Below are 16,838 nucleotides of genomic sequence, written 5' to 3'. Positions count from 1 at the left end.
GGCGTGACGCCCCGTGGAGTACATGCTTTCCATCATGCGCAACGAAGCATCTTCTCACTGAGCGATGATTCGCAACGCGTTCAAAGTCTCGGGAGTAATGGTGCCGGTAACTTTTAGATTGTAGTCGGACTGCATTTTCACCAAACCGGCCCTCATTTCTGGGCCCATTTTGCCGTCCAATTCGCCATTGTAGTACCCGAACGAAAGCATAGCGAACTGGACCTGGAGGACGATTTCTTTGAACTTGTTGGTGTTACCGGGGAGCACCGTGAGAGGCGCCGGAGCCGGCGCAGTTGGGGGCGCTTGATAGGTCGGTGCCGGCGCTCGATAAACGGGCGCCGAGTACAATGGAGCTGGCGTGCGATAAAACGTGCCTCCTGCCGATGATCGGTGGCTACTGTGGGAACTATGGCTGCGATGGCTGCTGTGTGACCTATGGCCTGCCAAGGTATATTTGTGATCAAGCTTGAAAACATCGAACAGTGACTTCAGCTCGCCACCCCCTTCGCTAGTGGGCGCAAGCGGCATTGCGACGCTCTCAATCGGCATAAAACCAGCAGCGAGCAAAGATGGGATCGTGAACAGCCGCTTTTTCATGCGACACCAAACCTCTCGTACCCGTGTTCCTTTGGGTGCCATTCGAAGAAGCCGCCGCACTCATTTCGAAGACTGCAGTCGGCACAATCCGCGACATAAGCTCGCTTCCAATCGGAAATCGTAGATGGGGCAAACGCCCGATAGTCGGTCGGAACTGTGCAAAGCGGAAAGTTGTAGAGGGTTGTGTGGATCCCGCGGCTTATGGCGAAATCCAGCGCCTTGCCCACAACATCAAAGCCTGCGGAACTGTCGAAAAACAGTGCGTCCCAGTTTTGTCGAGCGAAGCCGATGTTTTCGAGCTGCATGATGGCCCAGCTATCGACAAATGGCAGCGCCGTCGTCACAAATTTTGCCAAATCCAAGAGCCCACGAGCGTTTGGTTTCATAAGAACTGTGCGCAGTTCGATTTTTGCGCCAGCCTCGCATAGAAGGGACAGACTCCTCCTGACCTGATCATAGGCACCTGGCTTTGCAACTATGCGATCGTGGACATCGGTGTCGCTCGAGTAAACAGGAACTCCCCAGAGAATTCGGGTTAAATCCAGTCGACGAAGGAAGGCGAGGTCATCACGTTCAAAATGCTGAGCATTCGTTAGGACGTGAAAATCGATGTCAGGCCGCGTTGACATCGCCCTGGCAAGGAAATCGAACAATTCCGACTTAAAGAGTGTTGGCTCTCCTCCGGAGATGCCTATGGTCGAGTTTTTTGGCGAAACAAGCACAGCCGTTTCAAAGAACGGAAACATATCTATGTGCTGCTTCTTCGGGGGCTGTGAGCACATCACGCAGAGCTGGTCACACTGCTCCGTGACCAAAAGCGTGTTGTGCCGGGAATTCGCTCGAATAATGCGGTGCGCCGTTCCTCGCCAGGGCACGACAAACAGCACGTCCCCGTTTACCTCGCTCGGATCGACGCCGAACAAACGAAGTTTGCCGGTCGCTCCTGTGAACTCGGCGGCTTCCGCATCAGCACTCTCCAACGCTGCGTCGAGCGCACCAGTGTCATGGCTCTCCTCCGACATTCCTTCGAACGAGCGAAGTCGAACCACGTATGGTTCGGCCATCTTAGACTCGATCTTTAGCCGAAGTGGTATCATGCGTGCACTGGGATCATGTGATCCCCCCAGGATGGGATACGGGCCCACTTGGCTACCGATCGCCGGGCAGCTTCATCGCGCCGGCTGATTATCTCGACGACCTTGTCGAAGAGGGAAATATGGCGTTTGCAAAACCAAGTCTCAGATCGGGCCAAGTCAACCCGCCCGTCCCTCGAAAGGTCGTCGACGACATCCGTCCCGCAAAAAGGCTGATAAACGCAATGGATGCAGTCAGCGTCGAAATTGTTGATAGATGCACTGTTTAGCAAAAGCACTTTCGTTCGATCGACGCCGTCAGCTACCGTGCCGATCGACAGATCAATGCGCCCTATCCGTGACAGCATTCGAGCTTCATCGGTCGGGTAGAGCTGCCCGTCGTGATCCACGACGATATAGTCAGAGGCAAAGAAGTTAGGATTGCGTAGGTCGACATGATCGTCAGCTCCGGATCTGAGGAACCGTCGTAAACACTGGCCGAAATAGTACTCCTCAACGTATCGATCGGTTCTGTAATTTCGTTCAATTAGAAAGTCGATGAAGTCAGAGTGAAGCTGGTTCCATCTGGCGATCGAATTTGGTTCGCTCCTTCGACGGCGTGCGAAGCCTTGATGGTTTATTGGCCGGAGATAGATCGACTGGATTCCGTGGCGTTCGAAATTGTCGACGAGATCGTTGAAGTCTGGAGGCCGTTCAACATCGAGAGTTGGCAATGCTGAAACCTTGCCCGGGCCAAGACGACGCACGGCCTCGCTAAGGTTTCTGAAAAACGTGTCGGTGGTCAGATGATCATGTGTGCGCTGACGTGTGTGAGTGGCGGAGTCCCCGTCCAATGAAGTGCTGACACAGGTGTCCGCCTGGTCGAGAAAAGCCCATTCCCGTTCCCCCAACCGCTGCAGATTGGTACAAACAACAAACTGGCTGCTTGGAAACTTGCATCGGGTGAACGAGCGTACCTGCTCAAGCAGATCGACTCGAAGCAATGGCTCACCGCCCTGAAACTCGATTTTGATCTCCGGACCCTTCATCTTTCCGATGAAGGCGAGCACCGCATTTAATGTTTCACCGCTCCAGTCGAAACCGCGCGCGGACTCCGGAGCACGTGAAACTTGGCAATAGTCACACGCCAAATTGCAGCGGAGCGTGGGGACCAAGATAAGGTAGGAGAGGTCCTGCTGCTTCGACTGCCTTCGTGACCACCGATAGGCAAACGACAGCCAGTCCGGATCGCCCACTTGTTCAAAAGCATGACCGTTGTTGCGGAGGAATAATTGATCGGCGGGCGACAGACCATTCTTGGCAAGCCTTTCTAAAAACCGATGGCTGCCAACGAAGAACCCACCCGCGTCGTCGGTGAACAGCAATTGGCCGTCGGTGCGCTCTCGGAACTTGAGCGGCCAAACGGTCATTTTGTAGTCACCGCAGTGATCAGCGCTTGTCGAAGTGGCAGGGTTTCTACGTAGATCTTTTCTCGATAGACCGCATGCAGAACGCTCTTACGCACGTCATCCAAATCGAGATCTGGAAGGCGGGCTACCTCGACGCCGCTGGCCGAAACCGAGAAGCGAAGCGATGGATATTGAATTTGAACGCGAAGCAGGGCGCCTTCCACAAAACCTAAAAAGTTCTGCGGGATCTCGATTTCGACTTGCTCTAGATCGCGCGCTCCCACCCCGACAAAGCCCCCATCCGTTGGCACTATACTTCAATTATCGATCTGAACATTGACGCAAATTAACTTGGAAGAATCGCCTAAGCAGCAGCACGGATCTAGAGCACCGATGATGCTGGGTTAGCTAATGGCCGTGATAATCGCCTGTCTGGTGGCTCTCATGGCAACCTTTGCTATCCGTCCCGCCGCTGTGCGCATGGGCGCCGACTTGCAAAGGCCGTTAGGGTCAACTCCGCAAATGCGGCCGGAATCACGGGTTTTCATTTAGCCCTCCTTTAATAAGATGCAGCAAAGCATCATTGCAGCGGACACAAGCTGGGCCAAGAAGAAGCACAGGCACCGATCTACCCTGCGCGGGATTCAAGTGCGAAGGCATGGCGGACATGCTGTCCGCTTTCTGAGTCACTTGACTATTTGAGTATTCGAAAAATTTTATTGGGGATCGTGCTCTTATCCACTCTTGTCCCCAATCCGAACGCTCACGTTGCCGAGTTTAGCTCCAATCGCTGCCTTGCGCTAAATTCGTGGGATAGGGCCATCACTGCGCGAGTGCAGTTGAGTAGCGACGATCAGTCATCTTCCATTTCAAGAGTCCGGTACTCGCCGCTTTCGTTGTCGTAGACCTCGACCTCAACTGTTGATCCGTGCCGCCGAATACTTTCGACAGTTACGTCGCGATATTCGCCAGCACCACTGTCAAATATTTCGATGTCCCTGCCCGTCCTAACAAGATTTCCCTTGCCAATCTCAACAGTCTCGCCAGTCGTCGTATCCGTCCCATCCCAAGCATATGCATCGGACGTTCCCAAAATGAGTCCGATTGCGAGCGCAAAACATTTGATCATAGCAAGTGGCCCTAATGGCAGTGATACTCGCCAGTTTTGTGGTTCGTATGGCAACCGTTTGAGTCTGTCCCGCCACCATGGCTCAACGCCGGGACAACGCTATAGGCACCAAAAAGAACAGTAAGAACTAGAATCAAATATTTCATTTCACCCCCCCCAAGTACATGGTTATTCGGCGCTCAATCCTGGCAAGAGTCAAGAGAACACGGATAGGTCGTATTGAAAGGAAGGCAGCAGGACGAAAGAACCTGTTTCGGCGAGGGTGGACCAGTTAATCGCTCGGAGCTTCAGGTCAGACGCGTTGCATCGCCAATGCAACAGCCAGATAATCTTCGCCTTGCGCCGAGCTGATGAAGTGGAATGGGCTGTAAGTGCGTCCCTTTATATCGGCGTCGTTGACGGTCCGATTGAGTATCTGACGATAGCAGGAATAAAACTTCCGCTGCCTTTCAATAGGGCGGCATCGTTGACACGACGGACCGCCGGAGGCATTGCCGTCCCATGAAGGGGACTTGGGCAATATGAAGAGACTGATTTCGGCGGTGCTGGCCGCCATCTTTCTTGCGGCGACACCGGCATCGGCTGAACCGCATTTCGCGGACTATCCCACGAAAACTTATCTGAAGGGCAAATCCGTATTGCCGAAATTCACGGGTTCCGGCGCTCACTATAGGACGCGCATCCGGAACGAGATGAAGGCCGGGCCAAATTTCGGCGGTCATTTCACCCTGATCAAAATCGGCTGCGGCACGTCCTGCATCTTCGCGTTTCTGACCGACGCCAGGGACGGTAGGGTGGTCGATTTCCCGCTCGGCGGTGAGGAGAACTACCAGCTCCAGATGAAATACGGGATCGACAGCACCCTGCTGCAGGCGGACTGGAAGGACACGACCGTTGGCGACTACGACACCTGGATCCGCAGCTACTACGACATCGGATCGGGAAACCTGACGAAAGTCTCCGAGGAGACCTACAAGGTCGAGCGGTTTTCATTCTGCAGGCAGTGATCCCGATTAGCCACCGTTTGCGGGCTGGCCGAGATCGACTGCTTTCATCAGCTGGAAGCGGTCGTCATAGGATTGGTTCAGGCAGAGCAAATTGCCGCCACAGGAATTCCGTTGCTTGATCCAATCGCGCTGGTTTGCCAGCAGTGCCTTGCGAGCCTTCGCGTTGTCGTAGCTCCGCATGAAGAGATAGATCGCGTTCATCGCTCGGTCTTTCGCCCATAATCCGGCATCTCGGCATAGGGCTTTTTCCGTTAGCGTAACCGCCTTCCGGCAATCGAAACTCGGGCCTTCGATCCCTGTCGGCAAACCCTGGTCTCGCAGATGAGCCTCCGTCTCCAAACAGACCGTGAGCGCTCCCTTGGTGTTCAGCTCCGTCTTTGCTTCTTTGAGCATCGGCGTCCAGACTTCAATCCAGGTGTCGTTCCCCGCGACCTGCTGACCCGTCTTGATCGCTTCGATGTTCTCCCGCTCGACGATTCCTTTGTCGAATAGGAAGAATCCTTCGCAACGTGAGCGGAGCATGCCGTAAGACACAAATCGATCTGCGTAGATGTCAACCGTCGGTGCATCCCTTGGTGTGGTGACCTTCAAACCGTCTTGTTCGAAGATGTCGATTCCGAGTGCCCGCGCTCGATCCGGCGTCAGGAGCAGGAAATCGTTCGGCCCAGCAATCGTGAAGAATCGGATCGCTTCGATGCGCAGACCGAGGTGCGTCAGGTAAGATCCGATCTCGGCATTGGCCACTCCGGATTCCTTGTACTCGCCGTTCTCCTCCCGGTAGGCGGCATGGAAGCCGATCTTTGAAGAAGCCGACATATATCGCCGGGCACCCGCAACCCAGATCAGGCCGCAAGCGGAAAAACACTCGCTATCCGGTAAAACCATAGTCGCATAGTTGTGGAGCCGGATTTCCGCCCCGATCTGCAGAGACTCCTTAACAAGGCCGCCTGGGCTCTGAAGGATAACCGAAATCCGATCATGACCCTGGATCAGATCGTAGAAGCGGTCGCCATCGCCGCCGGCGATTTCGCCTTTGATGCTGATGAACCCGTCATTACCTGGAATATCGAGAAATTCGATCTCGGCTGCCTCTGCCGAGGTCACCGTTACCAGCAACGCGAAAGCGCAGAACAGAATCTGCCACATAGCCCCAAAGCCCATTTGCCCAAAGCACTCTGTAGCAAACTTCCCCCCTGATCAATGCAGCAATGGTCAGCCTTTCATAAAACTTTCATAAACCTGTTCTGCTACTCCTGTTGTTTTCGGGGACTTGGACAAGAGTAGAAATGGATCAACCTATTGCCGCCGATTCGTGGCAGGAAATACGCCTTCAGGTTCTAAAGCGTGACGACTACCGTTGTGTCTCGTGCTCGACCCCGGTGAAGTCGGCCCAAGCGGATGTCCATCACCTGTTACCCAGATCGATGGGTGGAACGGACGAACTCGCGAATCTGGTTACCCTCTGTGATGGCTGCCATGCAGTCCATCACCCAAACCTGGCGGGTGGTCTTGCGAGACGTGTTATTGAGCGATGGGCGGTCAGGCTTGCCCGTTGGTTGGATACTGAAGGCCAGGTTTCAGAAGGCGTCGGCAACTTCGGCCCGGCCCTCCGTCTGTTCGAGATGGATCGCTTCCGGCAAGGCCAGTTGCCGATTGTGCTGGCAGCTCTCTCTGGAAAATCGGTCCTGGTCGTCAGTCCCACTGGATCGGGCAAGACCCTTTGCTTCCAACTACCTGCTATGCTTCGCCGCGGTCTGACCATGGTTGTCAGTCCTCTGAAAACTCTGATGTCGGAACAGGTGTCTGATCTGTTGGCCAAGAAGATCCCGGCCACCTTTATCAATAGCGACCTGAGCGTCGACGAAAAGCAAACCCGGTTTTCGCTGCTGGGACGGGGCGCGATCAAATTGCTCTATCTGGCTCCCGAGCGCTTCTTTGTCAGGAGCGAGGACGAACGTGCTTCCCTGAAGCAGACGCGGCCATCGTTCATCGTCGTGGACGAGGCCCATTGTGTCGATCAATGGGGTAGGGACTTTCGGCGGGAATACGGGCGCCTCAAGGAGGTCCGCGAAAAGCTAGGTGCGCCACCTGTCTTGGCGTTCACCGCGACCGCTGGGCGAGAGATGCAGCAACGCATCCTCAAATCGCTCGGTATCGAAGACGCCGAGATCTTTGTGCGCGATGTCGACAGACCGAATATCGCGCTCCTCCGATGGCGACGCGCAGCCGATCAGCGAGCCGGGGAAATCGCATCTCTCTTGCGGATACCGCAGCTCCAAGGACAGAAGGCGATGGTGTTCGTGCCCTCGACGAAGGTTGGAGAGGAGTTGCAAGCGGAGCTACGCAATCTCGGGCTTGAAGTGCCGCTCTATCATTCCAGACTGGGAAACGCTTGGGAACGACAGGAACTCGTCAAGCGCTTCCTTGGGCAAAGCAGGCCGCCCGTCGACCAGATCATTTGCACTAACGCCTTTGGCATGGGCCTCGATGTGCCGAATGTCCGCCTCGTGATCCATTGGCAGCAGCCGGCCTCGGTTGAAGACCAGCTGCAGGAATTCGGTCGCGCCGGGAGGGATGGAAAGCCTTCCGTGGCGGTCATGTTCCACAATGGTTCGAGCGTCGGCCGCGATATCTCAAGGCTACGCTTCATGGCCGAGAAAACAGTGGAGGCAGCACAGATTTCCGCGCTCGACCGGGAGCATATGCTGGAGCAACGCTATCATCAGATTGATCAGGTCAGTGAGCTGATGAAGACCCGGTCCTGCATGCGCACCGCAATCTCGGAATATTTTCAGGGGCCGAAGACCACTCGACGTCCAAGCTTTTCGGTCTGGATTCTGGATTGGGCATTCGGCACTCGGACGAAGTCTCGACGTTTCCGCGCCTGTTGCGATCATTGCGATAAGGCGGAGATCAGACGCCACGGGATGGCGGGGTACGTTGCCCGGGTCATTGCTGGCTAGGTTTACAGAACCGATGCAGTCCTACACATTGCTGCGGGGCTAGGGAAATTATGCTGGCGCCCGGCCACCACCTCGGCTAGACGTCTATCCGCCTCAGTCGATCCTCGATCGGCACAAGGGCATCCGCTGCCCTGATCTGCACCTTCGAGACGGGCCGTTGCCCGACCCACGCTTTCGGCATCTTCACCAGCGCGATGTGCTCAGGGCCATTGAATATAATCTCGCCTCTGAGGCTGTCGAAGTCGATATCGAAAAACAGCAGGTGGTCGGCTCGGGTATCGACGCACCGGAACACCGGGCCTCTTCCGGTTCCCGTTGCTTTCACCTGCACGGAACGCCCGTCGGCAGCGCGGCCGTCGATACCGGTGCCGTTCGCTTCGATCAGCTTGATGCCGAAAAGTTCGGCTGCCACCGCCTCACCGATGTCGCCAACCAGATTGCCGTCAAGCGTGAATTTGAGGCCAGCGATCTTGTAATGTTCCCGCAGCCTGTTTCGCGCGGTAATCAGCTCGGCAACGACTGGCGGCAATGTCAATTCGCGTCTGTATGGCATTGTTAAACTCTTGCGGGCCGATCCCCGCCCCCCATCTTTGAGTGAATCGATGGCGTGCTTCTTCCAACTACTGCAATGCGGTTACCAATAGGCAATCTTCCTGAGGTGCTGACCGAACAAGGCTTGCGCCGCACATCGGTCATTCATGGCTGTTGTCGACGATCCCGGAAACATCATATGTCAGTCGCAAGCGACTGCACGAAGACTAAGGACGCTCGACTCGCACCCCCGACGGCCCTTATGGTGCTTGGGGCGCTAAAGATGATCGATCAGGAAGAAATCAAAGCGAAGGCGATCGAGTTCGATATTCATCATCCGAACGTCGAGCGAGACTATGTTTTCGGATGGCTACTCAAGTCCATTTTCGAGAACGATTATCTACGGTCCAGGCTCGTATTCAAAGGCGGCAACTGCCTACGCAAAGCCTTCTATCCGGACACCCGCTTTTCAGCCGACCTCGATTTTTCCGTCAGTGACGCCATCGACGCCGTGCAAATGGGCGAACAGATCAATAATGCCTGCCGGGAAGCTCAAACCGCCTGCGGTGTCGAATTCCTGATCGACCGCAACACTTTCGCGGCGGGGCCTGTGGTGGATAGCGCCCGGCGCTCATACAAGGGCCGCGTATATTTCACCGATTTCTTTGGCAACCAGGACGATTTGACGATCAGCGTCAAATTAAACGTGACCGACTTTGACCGCCTCCATCTCCCCGCGACCAAGCGTCAGCTTATCCACCCTTACTCAGATACGGCCGCCTGTAGCGCGGAACTGAACTGCATGGCGCTGGAGGAGGTCGTCGCCAACAAGCTGAAATGCCTGATACAGCGAAGGCACTCACACGACCTTTTCGACCTCGTGTATTCGACCTTCATTGACCGCTCTATCGAGCTGGATCGCGGCTTGGTCCTGCGCACCTTTCTGAATAAAACTGTTTTCGGCGCCAGCCCTGGCGCAGCCAAGGGCGTTTTGCTCGGCATCCCCCTGGGCTTCTTCGGCGGCGTCTGGGAGAGATATATCCGTTGCCCGAAATCGACCCGGTTCGGTTTCGACCGCGCCGTGGAAGGTTTCAAAGACAGCATTGAACGCTTGTTCGACGGCGTGAGCAGCGGCGGTTGGGGCGAGCAGCTCTATTTCGGCGGAGAGCATCGGCACATGATCCTAGAAGCAGGGGCCGAGCGCAGGCTGATGAAGCTCACCTATCACGGCGTTGAACGGATCATCGAACCGTACTCACTCGCCTACAAGCAAGCGGCGGGAAAATCCGCGCGCGAATATTTCTACGCTTATGATACGACAGGCGGACGAAGCAGAGGGCCGAGCATCAAGGCATTTCTCAACACGGACGTTGAGGCGCTGTCGCTCACCGACGACAAATTCGAGCCGCGCTATGAAATCGAGCTTTCTAAGGCTGGAGAAGAGGCAAGGAATGCCTATTTCGGCAAAGATTTCGGTGCGGGGCGTGCTGGACGCATTGCTCGCTCCGTCAGGACGCGTATCGGAAGGATGCCGAAGGTGAAGGTGTTCCGGGCCTATGAGCCCACTTACAAGGTTCAATGCCCGTACTGCCAAAAGACGTTCACGCGTAAAACGCAATCGCTTGACCTGAACGAGCACAAATCGCCAGATGGGTATCGATGCGGCGGGCGGCGAGGCTATCGAGTTTTCTGAGCCCCAGCTGCCCGGAATATTCGCAAAGCGCCGCATGCCGGCCGTAGCGGGCGACTTTGCCACTGCCCGTAAGCAGACACTACCGAAGGAAGGCTAGGCCGAAGGACGAGGTCGCGCCAAAAACTGCCGTTGAAGGAACCCCGACGCTAACCGAATCCGCTGGGAGGGCCTAAAGCCTTGGTGCAGTCGTGATCAGCTTGGAATAATGCTCGACATGCGGAGGACCTATGACTGAAAAAACAATGAACCAAGGTTTTCTTATCGATCGCGAAAGGCTGCCACCCGAGTTTCCCACGCATCTGCACAGCGCGGCGTTTTGGGAAACGCTCGGCCGCGCGATAGCGACATACGGATTTTTGGAAGAAACACTCGGAAAGGCAATTTTCGCTTTTACAGGCACGCGGGAAACCGCCGACGACGCGATAGAAGCTGAGTTTGGAAAATGGTTAGTGACATTACGGCGTGCACTCATCGATCCTCTCGGCGGGCTGATTGATGCCTATGATAGGGCTGTCCAGAATCACCCAGGAGCTACGATCTCGAACCTACCTGACCTTATTCACGATTTGCGCGCCGCCGCGACGCTGCGCAACGTACTTTGCCATGGATCCTGGCGAGCGCCGGATGAGGACGGTCGCGCCGTTCCTCTGTTCGTTGACCGAAAGGATCGCATCTTCGAGACGCCGATTGACGTGGCCTATCTTGAGCAAACGCAGCGGCACGTGGTCGAATTGATTTGTGCGGTGGTCAATTCGGTTACGCACATGGGTTGGCAGTTTCCCGGCTCCAAAGGGCCGGGATTAGAGGTACTCAAGTCCCGATCTAATACGCCATAGGCCTGAAAAATGGGTCCGCTCCATGCCGCTTAGGGAAGCAATTGAACGTCGTTATCCCCACGCGAGGGAGCGGATCGCTGCGCTGCGTGAGAGCATCATTGCTGCGTGTCAGCGCTATATTGATGCCGGGCTTGGTGATCGGGATGCCGAGCGACGGCTGTGTTCGACAGACAACTTGACATACTGGCAACAACTGGCCGAAGTTCTCGTTGCGCATCAGCTTGAGTTGGCAGGGCTGTGCTTTTTCCACCCCCCTGAAGGCCCAGACTTTTGCGTCGAGCATAAGGGACGGCGCATCTGGGTCGAGGTTATCACGCCAACGCCTGCTAATGTACCGGAAGGTTGGCTTGCCCCGCCGGGCGGCGATGTGAGAGATTTCCCCCACGAAGCCATTCTCCTTCGTTGGACCGCAGCCATCAAAGAGAAAGCAGAAAAGCTTCTGGGAAACGACCGCGGCTTGCGGGGCTATCTGGCGTCCGGCGTCGTGGCGGCGGATGACGCGTATGTCATCGCTATTAATTCCCGTCTACTGCGAGGATATGACGGCGCATTCGATTGTATCGATGGGATCAGCCAATTCCCGTTTGCCGTGGAAGCAACATTCGCTATCGGCCCGTTGCAGGTACTGTTTAATCGCGAGACGCTGGAAGCCAGCGCGCCTGAGCATCAGCGGCGAATGCTCATATCTAAACCCAGAGGTGAGGCGGTTCCAGTGGACACCTTCCTCGATCAACGGTTCACTCCAGTCAGCGCAATCTGGGCGATTGATGCTGACGAAGGAACGTTGCTAGGTAAAGTTCCACGGTCGGCGGTCGTCCACAACCCGTCGGCGATTAATCCTGTGCCGACCGGGTTACTGCCAGCTCAGGATGAATATGAGGCCCGCACCCTGGATGACGACAATTATCAACTTGAGCGGATCGACGGCCGATTGCCTCCTGTTGACGAAATGGCTGCGACAATCGAACGGTAGCGTGCACATCCGCCTCCCTGTTAGTTCGACGTGACCTCAACCGATATTATGTCGGCATCGGTTAGCGTAAGCACGTCGCTGTCCAAGCCGGATCGTTCGGCGCAGTCGAAAAAGAGCGAACACGCGGTTCGGTAGTGTTGGAGAATAAGATCGAGGACGTCGTGCTCGCCATCGTCCAGCACAATAGGCCGGGTGTATCGATAGAGGCCATTGGCCGCATCGACGGCGACGGCGTAACCCATGTGTTCGGCAAACCGGGCGCCGTATGGACGCTTGTGCATCAACAGGTTGCGTAGGTCAGTAACCTCGGCAAGCCAACCAGCGACTTCGACCTTGTTTGTGCTGGTGGCCTTTTTCCGCAAATAGCCTCGCCCTGTGAAAATATCGAGCAAGGCGTCCTTGCCGAAATCATCGGTTCTGAGGACATCAACCAGCCGCGCCAGTGAATCCTTTTTTTGCAGATCTTTTCCGAGCCGGAAGCCAATCAGCGTCGCCAAGTAGTCCCGTGCAGCACCCAGGTGCATGAAAAAGGCATGCACATGGGCATAGAGCATCTGGTCCAGCGTGGTGCCCGACCTTCGGCCGTCAAGAAGGCCAGATGCCATGTGGTTCGCGAGCTGTTCATTATAGAACTCGGCAATCTGCTCGATGCTCATGTCCATATTGCGCAGGCTGAGACTGATTGATTGCGCAAGCCTCTCAGTCTCGCCACGGGCATCAAGCAGGGCTGCGAGCTGCCGATGCGACGGCTTATCAAGGGTTTTGATTTCCGACGCGGTTCGCGCGCGGGCGAGGTTACCCGCGATCTGACTCCAGATGTCGGCAGGACCGATCATATGATTCTTGCGGCCCGGCACGATAGGGGACCACGACGAGTGATACTCGCCTTTAAGCCAGCCGGTGCGGTGGAAGGCGATCTCTTTGAGACCGCTCTGCTTTAACAAGGCCTGGACCTGTAGCACGGAGATGACACCCTTCGCACATGGCCCGACGTCAAAGACGGGGTCGATGAACCAAACGTCCTTGTCTTGCTGGATGGCACGAACGCCTCCGCTACAACACACGAGAAACCCGTCGCCGTCGGGTTGCCGGGGGGTGCGTCGCGTTACGCTGTTTGGAATAGGGATTTTTTCTTCTAACTTGTCGTTCATGTTCTTTGCAGCCGTGTGAACTGGTGACGATCCTATTTGGCTGGCCGCGTCCAGCCTTCAGCTAGCTTCTCCAAAACCTTGTCGCGCCAAGATTCGTACCAATACCAGTTGTTCGCGATCTTGGTCCCGAATCCCTTTCCGGGGTTTCGCGCGTCGAGTTGTTTCACTAGCAATGTGTGATCGTGCATGCTGAATCCTGGACATCCGGCGTTCTTGGCGGCGGCGACGATGTTCGACGGCAGGAATTTCGGCCGTTCGACCTCCTTCAGAAGCACCTTCTCAACCGCTTCAGCCTCTGGTGAGCCAGGTTTCACAAATTCGATCGCGAGGTCGGCATTTTGGACTTTACCCGCGACTTTGGGGACAAAGGCAACCCGATAGCGGAATTTCGGGTCTTTCTGCTCTTCCTCCGACAATCCGTTGTGGAACGCGTCGATAGCCGTCGCGATATGATCGGGGAGATCGGCGCCCATCAGGCTTGCGCGTTGGGCGCCGTCGAATGTCACCATCTGCAACGCAATGGGGAGCCGCTTTTCAAGCGCAAATTCCTTGCCGAAAAGCGCCTTGATTGCGTCGTTGAAATTAATGCAGCAGGCCTGGAGCTTGGCACTCAGTGCGTTATCGATGCGGCTTGTAAACCGGTGCTCTATTTCGTGCCTGATCTCGATGAGAAACTTGAGATTGTTCACCACGCCCTTGTCGAGAGGGCATTGCCCGTGGTTGAGACATTGCGTTAGCTCCCAGTACTTGTCGGCGCCGGATGGCGTTTTTTGCACGGCGCCATTCTTGCGGTATCGGTAGTCTATTCCTTTCAGCTTGTAGAAGGCATGCAGGAGGTAGGTCCAACCGATTACGCTGGTCACAATGAACAACTCAGCTCTGAAGAAAAGCCCGGCGCTATTGAAGGTGTGCACGGCGGCGATCATCGCCTCGCGGGCTTTGACAAGAAGTTCATCACTTTGCAGATGCAACCCCGTTTGCGGGTCAACATCGGGCCACGCTTCCAAGAAAGCATCTAGTTCGTCATCGGTGGCGAGCTTGACCGCCTTGTGTTTCTTTTCATCACGAATCTCGGAGATACGAGCGTGATTAATTGACCGCGTTGGACGCGAGAAGTACGCCTGAATGTCTTGAGGCACACGCTTCTTGACGAGCATAGCTTTGACGATCGCAACTTCCCATCGCTCAAGCTTATTCGCACGCCTTGGCATATGTCCCCCCGTTTTACGTCCCTTATATCACAGAAGAAGAGAGCGCATCCCGCCTTGCGGCCGGACCGGGCTATGCGAGGGTGGTTCGCTGCGCGCCCCCTCGCGTCCTTACCGAGGGTGGCGCTCGCCCAACTAGACTTGCCTGGTGCATACCAAGTTCATTTCGGGTCAGCAGGAGATGCTGCGCCCAACTGATGCGAATGTCCGCAATTGCTGCTTAGACGCCGGATGCCGTTATTCCACTTTCGGGCCCAAACTGACCTCAAGGCGGTCCACGCCAACCATGCCGGAGCGCCTCTCCATGTTCACGATCTGTGCTTCGAAAGTCGCATAAGATTGCAGCCTGGAACTCAATGGCAGGACGTTGGCGCTCAGTCAGCGCTAGCGCCTTTAGCTCCGACAACCGGCTGATACAAAATAAGCCCGCTTCTACCAGAGATGCCCAACCTCTTCACAGACGTCGTTGCCCTGATAAAGCCGAGCTCATCACGAGCGCCATTGTAGTCGTCATAGTGTTTGTTCGGTGGCAACATGTACATTGTGCGCCCAAAGGGTCGCTTGGGCACGGAATGAGGTCGCGGACCAGATTTCGCTACCCGACTACCCGATCGAGGAACAAAGGCCATTCAATGAATCGCCGGACCGTTGTCGTCGAAGGATCTCTCGCCTTTCGAGTGCGTCGCATCGCTGCCGCGCGACTCGGTGAAACCGGCGCGCAAATACTCACTATGCCGCAGCTGGCCGCCCGCTTGGCCGGCGGCTTTACGCAACCTGCCCGATCCGAGGACCTCGATCCAGCCATCCGGGCTGCACTCGAAGCCGGAGGGTTTGCCGAGTTAGAAAATATCCGGCAGCTTCCAGGTATGATCCGTGCCGTAGCAAGGACGCTCGGCAAGATCTGGCAGGTCGACCTTTCGTTGCCGACAAGCGACGATCGCAGCGCCCGACTGGCGGATATTGCCGAGATCGAGCAGCGCGTCCGCGCAAACCTAGCCAGAGGCGTGCTGACGCCGCGCGACCTTCGCGACGCCGCGCTGAAGCGGCTGGGCCATGCGGCGTCCGTGCTAGGGCCGGTGGAACTTGACCGCATCGTCAGTGTCGCCCCGGTCTGGCACCCTCTGCTTCAGGCCCTCAATGAGACGGTGCCCCTCTCCTGGCACAGTCCCGGCGCCACGGACGTCAGCTGGTTCCCGGGCGAGATCACTACTGACCAGCGCCCAACAGCTGTCGCCATGGAAATGGTGTCATGCGCCAATCCCGCTGCTGAAGTGGTGGAAGCGCTACGCTGGATGCGCGAGCTCATCGCATCCGGACGGGCGAGACCCGAAGAAATTGCGATTTGCGCCACCTCGACCGGGGAATGGGACGAGCACTTTCTCGTCCTGGCAGCGGACGCCGACCTACCGCTGCATTTCTCGCACGGTGTACTGGCCCTCGCGTCCCGCGAAGGCCAAGCTTGTGGCGCACTTGCCGACGTTCTGCTGAATGGCCTCAGTCAGGACCGCCTTCGCCGGCTCTTCAGTCACGCCGCAGGCCGGAGCCGCGCATTGCAAAACTTGCCGCTGAACTGGTCGCTTGAACTGCAACCTGGTGCTGCGCTCTTCGAACTCGATCAATGGCTTCGTGCGCTGGACGAAGCGAGCCATCTCCGAACCGACGGCATCGATCCGAGGCCGATCCTGACGCCAGTCCTCGAAATGCTGGCCAACGGCCCGGCCGCGGCCGAGCAGGCGGGCACTATGCTGCTGGGAACCTCCGCTCACGTGCTTTGGAGTGAGGCACTGCGGCGCGCGCCTGCCGAGGCGCTGGAATTCTCTCTGCAGGAGCTTCGCTTGCCCGACGGCCGCGATCCGGGCGGCTGTGCCGTGTGGTGCCCGGCGAGTCATCTCGCCGCGGCACCTCGCCGGTGGGTTCGTCTGCTCGGTATGACCACACGCTCATGGCCGCGCCGCGCTGCGGAAGATCCGCTGATCCCAAGCCATATTTTGCCCCGTGGCACACTCGATCCCGATCCTGTCACCGCGCAGGACCGGCGTGCGTTCCAGGTAATCACTGCCCAGGCATCTGGTGGCTGCATGCTGTCGAGAAGCCGCCGGAATGCCCAAGGCGGCCTCCTCGCGGCCAGTCCTCTCGTGCCGCAACAAGTCCGCGTTCAAGGGCTTAAGCGGGCGCGAATCCCGACGCACGCGTTCAGCGAGGCCGATCGGTTGCTCGCCCGACCGGACGAGGCCGCGAACTCGCCGGCGCTGGCGGCGGCTAGTGCGT

The 16,838-nt window shown here is 56.7% G+C and carries 16 protein-coding genes and 1 pseudogene; 6 read left to right on the top strand and 11 right to left on the bottom strand.

The window, feature by feature from the left end; translation table 11 throughout:
* Window positions 1-54: 54 nt before the first annotated feature.
* The 7 genes from hxsA to E5W87_RS36140 all read right to left on the bottom strand — a co-directional run bounded on the left by hxsA (window position 55) and on the right by E5W87_RS36140 (window position 4,354).
* Window positions 55-597: a His-Xaa-Ser repeat protein HxsA gene (gene hxsA / locus E5W87_RS23750; protein WP_292403020.1), complete on the bottom strand. Its 543-nt coding sequence runs from the start codon at window positions 595-597 to the stop codon at window positions 55-57.
* The gene (gene hxsC / locus E5W87_RS23745; protein ID WP_367118865.1) at window positions 594-1,661 is read right to left on the bottom strand and encodes a His-Xaa-Ser system radical SAM maturase HxsC; all 1,068 of its coding nucleotides are present in this window, start codon (window positions 1,659-1,661) and stop codon (window positions 594-596) included. Before hxsC ends, hxsA begins: the two co-directional genes overlap by 4 nt.
* Window positions 1,662-1,690: 29 nt before the next feature.
* Entirely contained in the window at window positions 1,691-3,100 is a 1,410-nt protein-coding gene (gene hxsB, locus E5W87_RS23740) for a His-Xaa-Ser system radical SAM maturase HxsB (protein WP_292403015.1), read from the bottom strand.
* Window positions 3,097-3,363, bottom strand: a complete 267-nt coding sequence (locus tag E5W87_RS23735; RefSeq protein WP_292403012.1) for a hypothetical protein — start codon at window positions 3,361-3,363, stop codon at window positions 3,097-3,099. The genes hxsB and E5W87_RS23735 overlap by 4 nt, the downstream gene beginning before the upstream one ends.
* 124 nt (window positions 3,364-3,487) lie before the next feature.
* Window positions 3,488-3,577, bottom strand: a complete 90-nt coding sequence (locus tag E5W87_RS36145) for a YHYH domain-containing protein (protein WP_367118864.1) — start codon at window positions 3,575-3,577, stop codon at window positions 3,488-3,490.
* 355 nt (window positions 3,578-3,932) lie between these two features.
* Complete coding sequence (locus E5W87_RS23730) at window positions 3,933-4,208, bottom strand: DUF5334 family protein (RefSeq protein WP_292403009.1); 276 nt, start codon at window positions 4,206-4,208, stop codon at window positions 3,933-3,935.
* Between the two features lie 11 nt (window positions 4,209-4,219).
* Window positions 4,220-4,354 carry a YHYH domain-containing protein gene (locus tag E5W87_RS36140; RefSeq protein WP_367118863.1) on the bottom strand — a complete coding sequence of 45 codons (135 nt, stop codon included), beginning with the start codon at window positions 4,352-4,354 and terminating at the stop codon, window positions 4,220-4,222.
* 375 nt (window positions 4,355-4,729) lie between these two features.
* On the opposite strand from E5W87_RS36140, the gene E5W87_RS23725 reads away from it, so the two are divergent.
* On the top strand, window positions 4,730-5,215 hold the full coding sequence (locus tag E5W87_RS23725; protein WP_292403006.1) for a hypothetical protein: 486 nt from the start codon (window positions 4,730-4,732) through the stop codon (window positions 5,213-5,215).
* Between the two features lie 6 nt (window positions 5,216-5,221).
* Here the strand turns inward: E5W87_RS23725 and E5W87_RS23720 are convergent, their stop codons facing one another.
* Entirely contained in the window at window positions 5,222-6,361 is a 1,140-nt protein-coding gene (locus E5W87_RS23720) for a hypothetical protein (protein ID WP_292403003.1), read from the bottom strand.
* A 140-nt stretch (window positions 6,362-6,501) separates the two neighbouring features.
* On the opposite strand from E5W87_RS23720, the gene E5W87_RS23715 reads away from it, so the two are divergent.
* A complete protein-coding gene (locus E5W87_RS23715) occupies window positions 6,502-8,178 on the top strand; it encodes a RecQ family ATP-dependent DNA helicase (RefSeq protein WP_292403001.1) in 1,677 nt (558 codons plus the stop codon).
* Between the two features lie 76 nt (window positions 8,179-8,254).
* Here the strand turns inward: E5W87_RS23715 and E5W87_RS23710 are convergent, their stop codons facing one another.
* Window positions 8,255-8,731 (bottom strand): hypothetical protein, encoded by a 477-nt coding sequence (locus E5W87_RS23710; protein ID WP_292402999.1) that lies wholly within the window; start codon window positions 8,729-8,731, stop codon window positions 8,255-8,257.
* A 261-nt stretch (window positions 8,732-8,992) separates the two neighbouring features.
* Here E5W87_RS23710 and E5W87_RS23705 point away from each other — a divergent pair, with 261 nt between their 5' ends.
* The 3 genes from E5W87_RS23705 to E5W87_RS23695 all read left to right on the top strand — a co-directional run bounded on the left by E5W87_RS23705 (window position 8,993) and on the right by E5W87_RS23695 (window position 12,211).
* Window positions 8,993-10,402, top strand: a complete 1,410-nt coding sequence (locus tag E5W87_RS23705) for a nucleotidyl transferase AbiEii/AbiGii toxin family protein (RefSeq protein ID WP_292402997.1) — start codon at window positions 8,993-8,995, stop codon at window positions 10,400-10,402.
* 227 nt (window positions 10,403-10,629) lie between these two features.
* Window positions 10,630-11,238: a hypothetical protein gene (locus E5W87_RS23700; RefSeq protein WP_292402995.1), complete on the top strand. Its 609-nt coding sequence runs from the start codon at window positions 10,630-10,632 to the stop codon at window positions 11,236-11,238.
* A gap of 22 nt (window positions 11,239-11,260) precedes the next feature.
* A complete protein-coding gene (locus E5W87_RS23695) occupies window positions 11,261-12,211 on the top strand; it encodes a hypothetical protein (protein ID WP_292402994.1) in 951 nt (316 codons plus the stop codon).
* Between the two features lie 20 nt (window positions 12,212-12,231).
* Here E5W87_RS23695 and E5W87_RS23690 read toward each other — a convergent pair whose 3' ends face one another.
* Window positions 12,232-13,362, bottom strand: coding sequence for a hypothetical protein (locus E5W87_RS23690; protein WP_292402992.1), 1,131 nt, complete (start codon window positions 13,360-13,362; stop codon window positions 12,232-12,234).
* Between the two features lie 32 nt (window positions 13,363-13,394).
* Entirely contained in the window at window positions 13,395-14,519 is a 1,125-nt protein-coding gene (locus E5W87_RS23685; RefSeq protein WP_292402988.1) for a DUF3644 domain-containing protein, read from the bottom strand.
* Window positions 14,520-15,301: 782 nt separating this feature from the next.
* On the opposite strand from E5W87_RS23685, the pseudogene E5W87_RS23680 reads away from it, so the two are divergent.
* Window positions 15,302-16,838, top strand: a pseudogene (locus E5W87_RS23680) (PD-(D/E)XK nuclease family protein); the annotation flags it as partial.

This window comes from Mesorhizobium sp., assembly GCF_004962925.1.
Classification (GTDB): Bacteria; Pseudomonadota; Alphaproteobacteria; order Rhizobiales; family Rhizobiaceae; genus Mesorhizobium.
Note: the sequence above shows the minus strand (reverse complement) of the source record. Positions and strands in the feature narration are given on the sequence as shown.

What these genes read in the sequence shown, in the direction of transcription:
- hxsA (WP_292403020.1), bottom strand. Translation starts at nt 597, where the DNA reads ATGAAAAAGCGGCTGTTCACGATCCCATCTTTGCTCGCTGCTGGTTTT.
- hxsC (WP_367118865.1), bottom strand. Translation starts at nt 1,661, where the DNA reads ATGGCCGAACCATACGTGGTTCGACTTCGCTCGTTCGAAGGAATGTCG.
- hxsB (WP_292403015.1), bottom strand. Translation starts at nt 3,100, where the DNA reads ATGACCGTTTGGCCGCTCAAGTTCCGAGAGCGCACCGACGGCCAATTG.
- E5W87_RS23730 (WP_292403009.1), bottom strand. Translation starts at nt 4,208, where the DNA reads ATGATCAAATGTTTTGCGCTCGCAATCGGACTCATTTTGGGAACGTCC.
- E5W87_RS36140 (WP_367118863.1), bottom strand. Translation starts at nt 4,354, where the DNA reads ATGAAATATTTGATTCTAGTTCTTACTGTTCTTTTTGGTGCCTATAGC.
- E5W87_RS23725 (WP_292403006.1), top strand. Translation starts at nt 4,730, where the DNA reads ATGAAGAGACTGATTTCGGCGGTGCTGGCCGCCATCTTTCTTGCGGCG.
- E5W87_RS23720 (WP_292403003.1), bottom strand. Translation starts at nt 6,361, where the DNA reads ATGTGGCAGATTCTGTTCTGCGCTTTCGCGTTGCTGGTAACGGTGACC.
- E5W87_RS23715 (WP_292403001.1), top strand. Translation starts at nt 6,502, where the DNA reads ATGGATCAACCTATTGCCGCCGATTCGTGGCAGGAAATACGCCTTCAG.
- E5W87_RS23710 (WP_292402999.1), bottom strand. Translation starts at nt 8,731, where the DNA reads ATGCCATACAGACGCGAATTGACATTGCCGCCAGTCGTTGCCGAGCTG.
- E5W87_RS23705 (WP_292402997.1), top strand. Translation starts at nt 8,993, where the DNA reads ATGATCGATCAGGAAGAAATCAAAGCGAAGGCGATCGAGTTCGATATT.
- E5W87_RS23700 (WP_292402995.1), top strand. Translation starts at nt 10,630, where the DNA reads ATGACTGAAAAAACAATGAACCAAGGTTTTCTTATCGATCGCGAAAGG.
- E5W87_RS23695 (WP_292402994.1), top strand. Translation starts at nt 11,261, where the DNA reads ATGCCGCTTAGGGAAGCAATTGAACGTCGTTATCCCCACGCGAGGGAG.
- E5W87_RS23690 (WP_292402992.1), bottom strand. Translation starts at nt 13,362, where the DNA reads ATGAACGACAAGTTAGAAGAAAAAATCCCTATTCCAAACAGCGTAACG.
- E5W87_RS23685 (WP_292402988.1), bottom strand. Translation starts at nt 14,519, where the DNA reads ATGCTCGTCAAGAAGCGTGTGCCTCAAGACATTCAGGCGTACTTCTCG.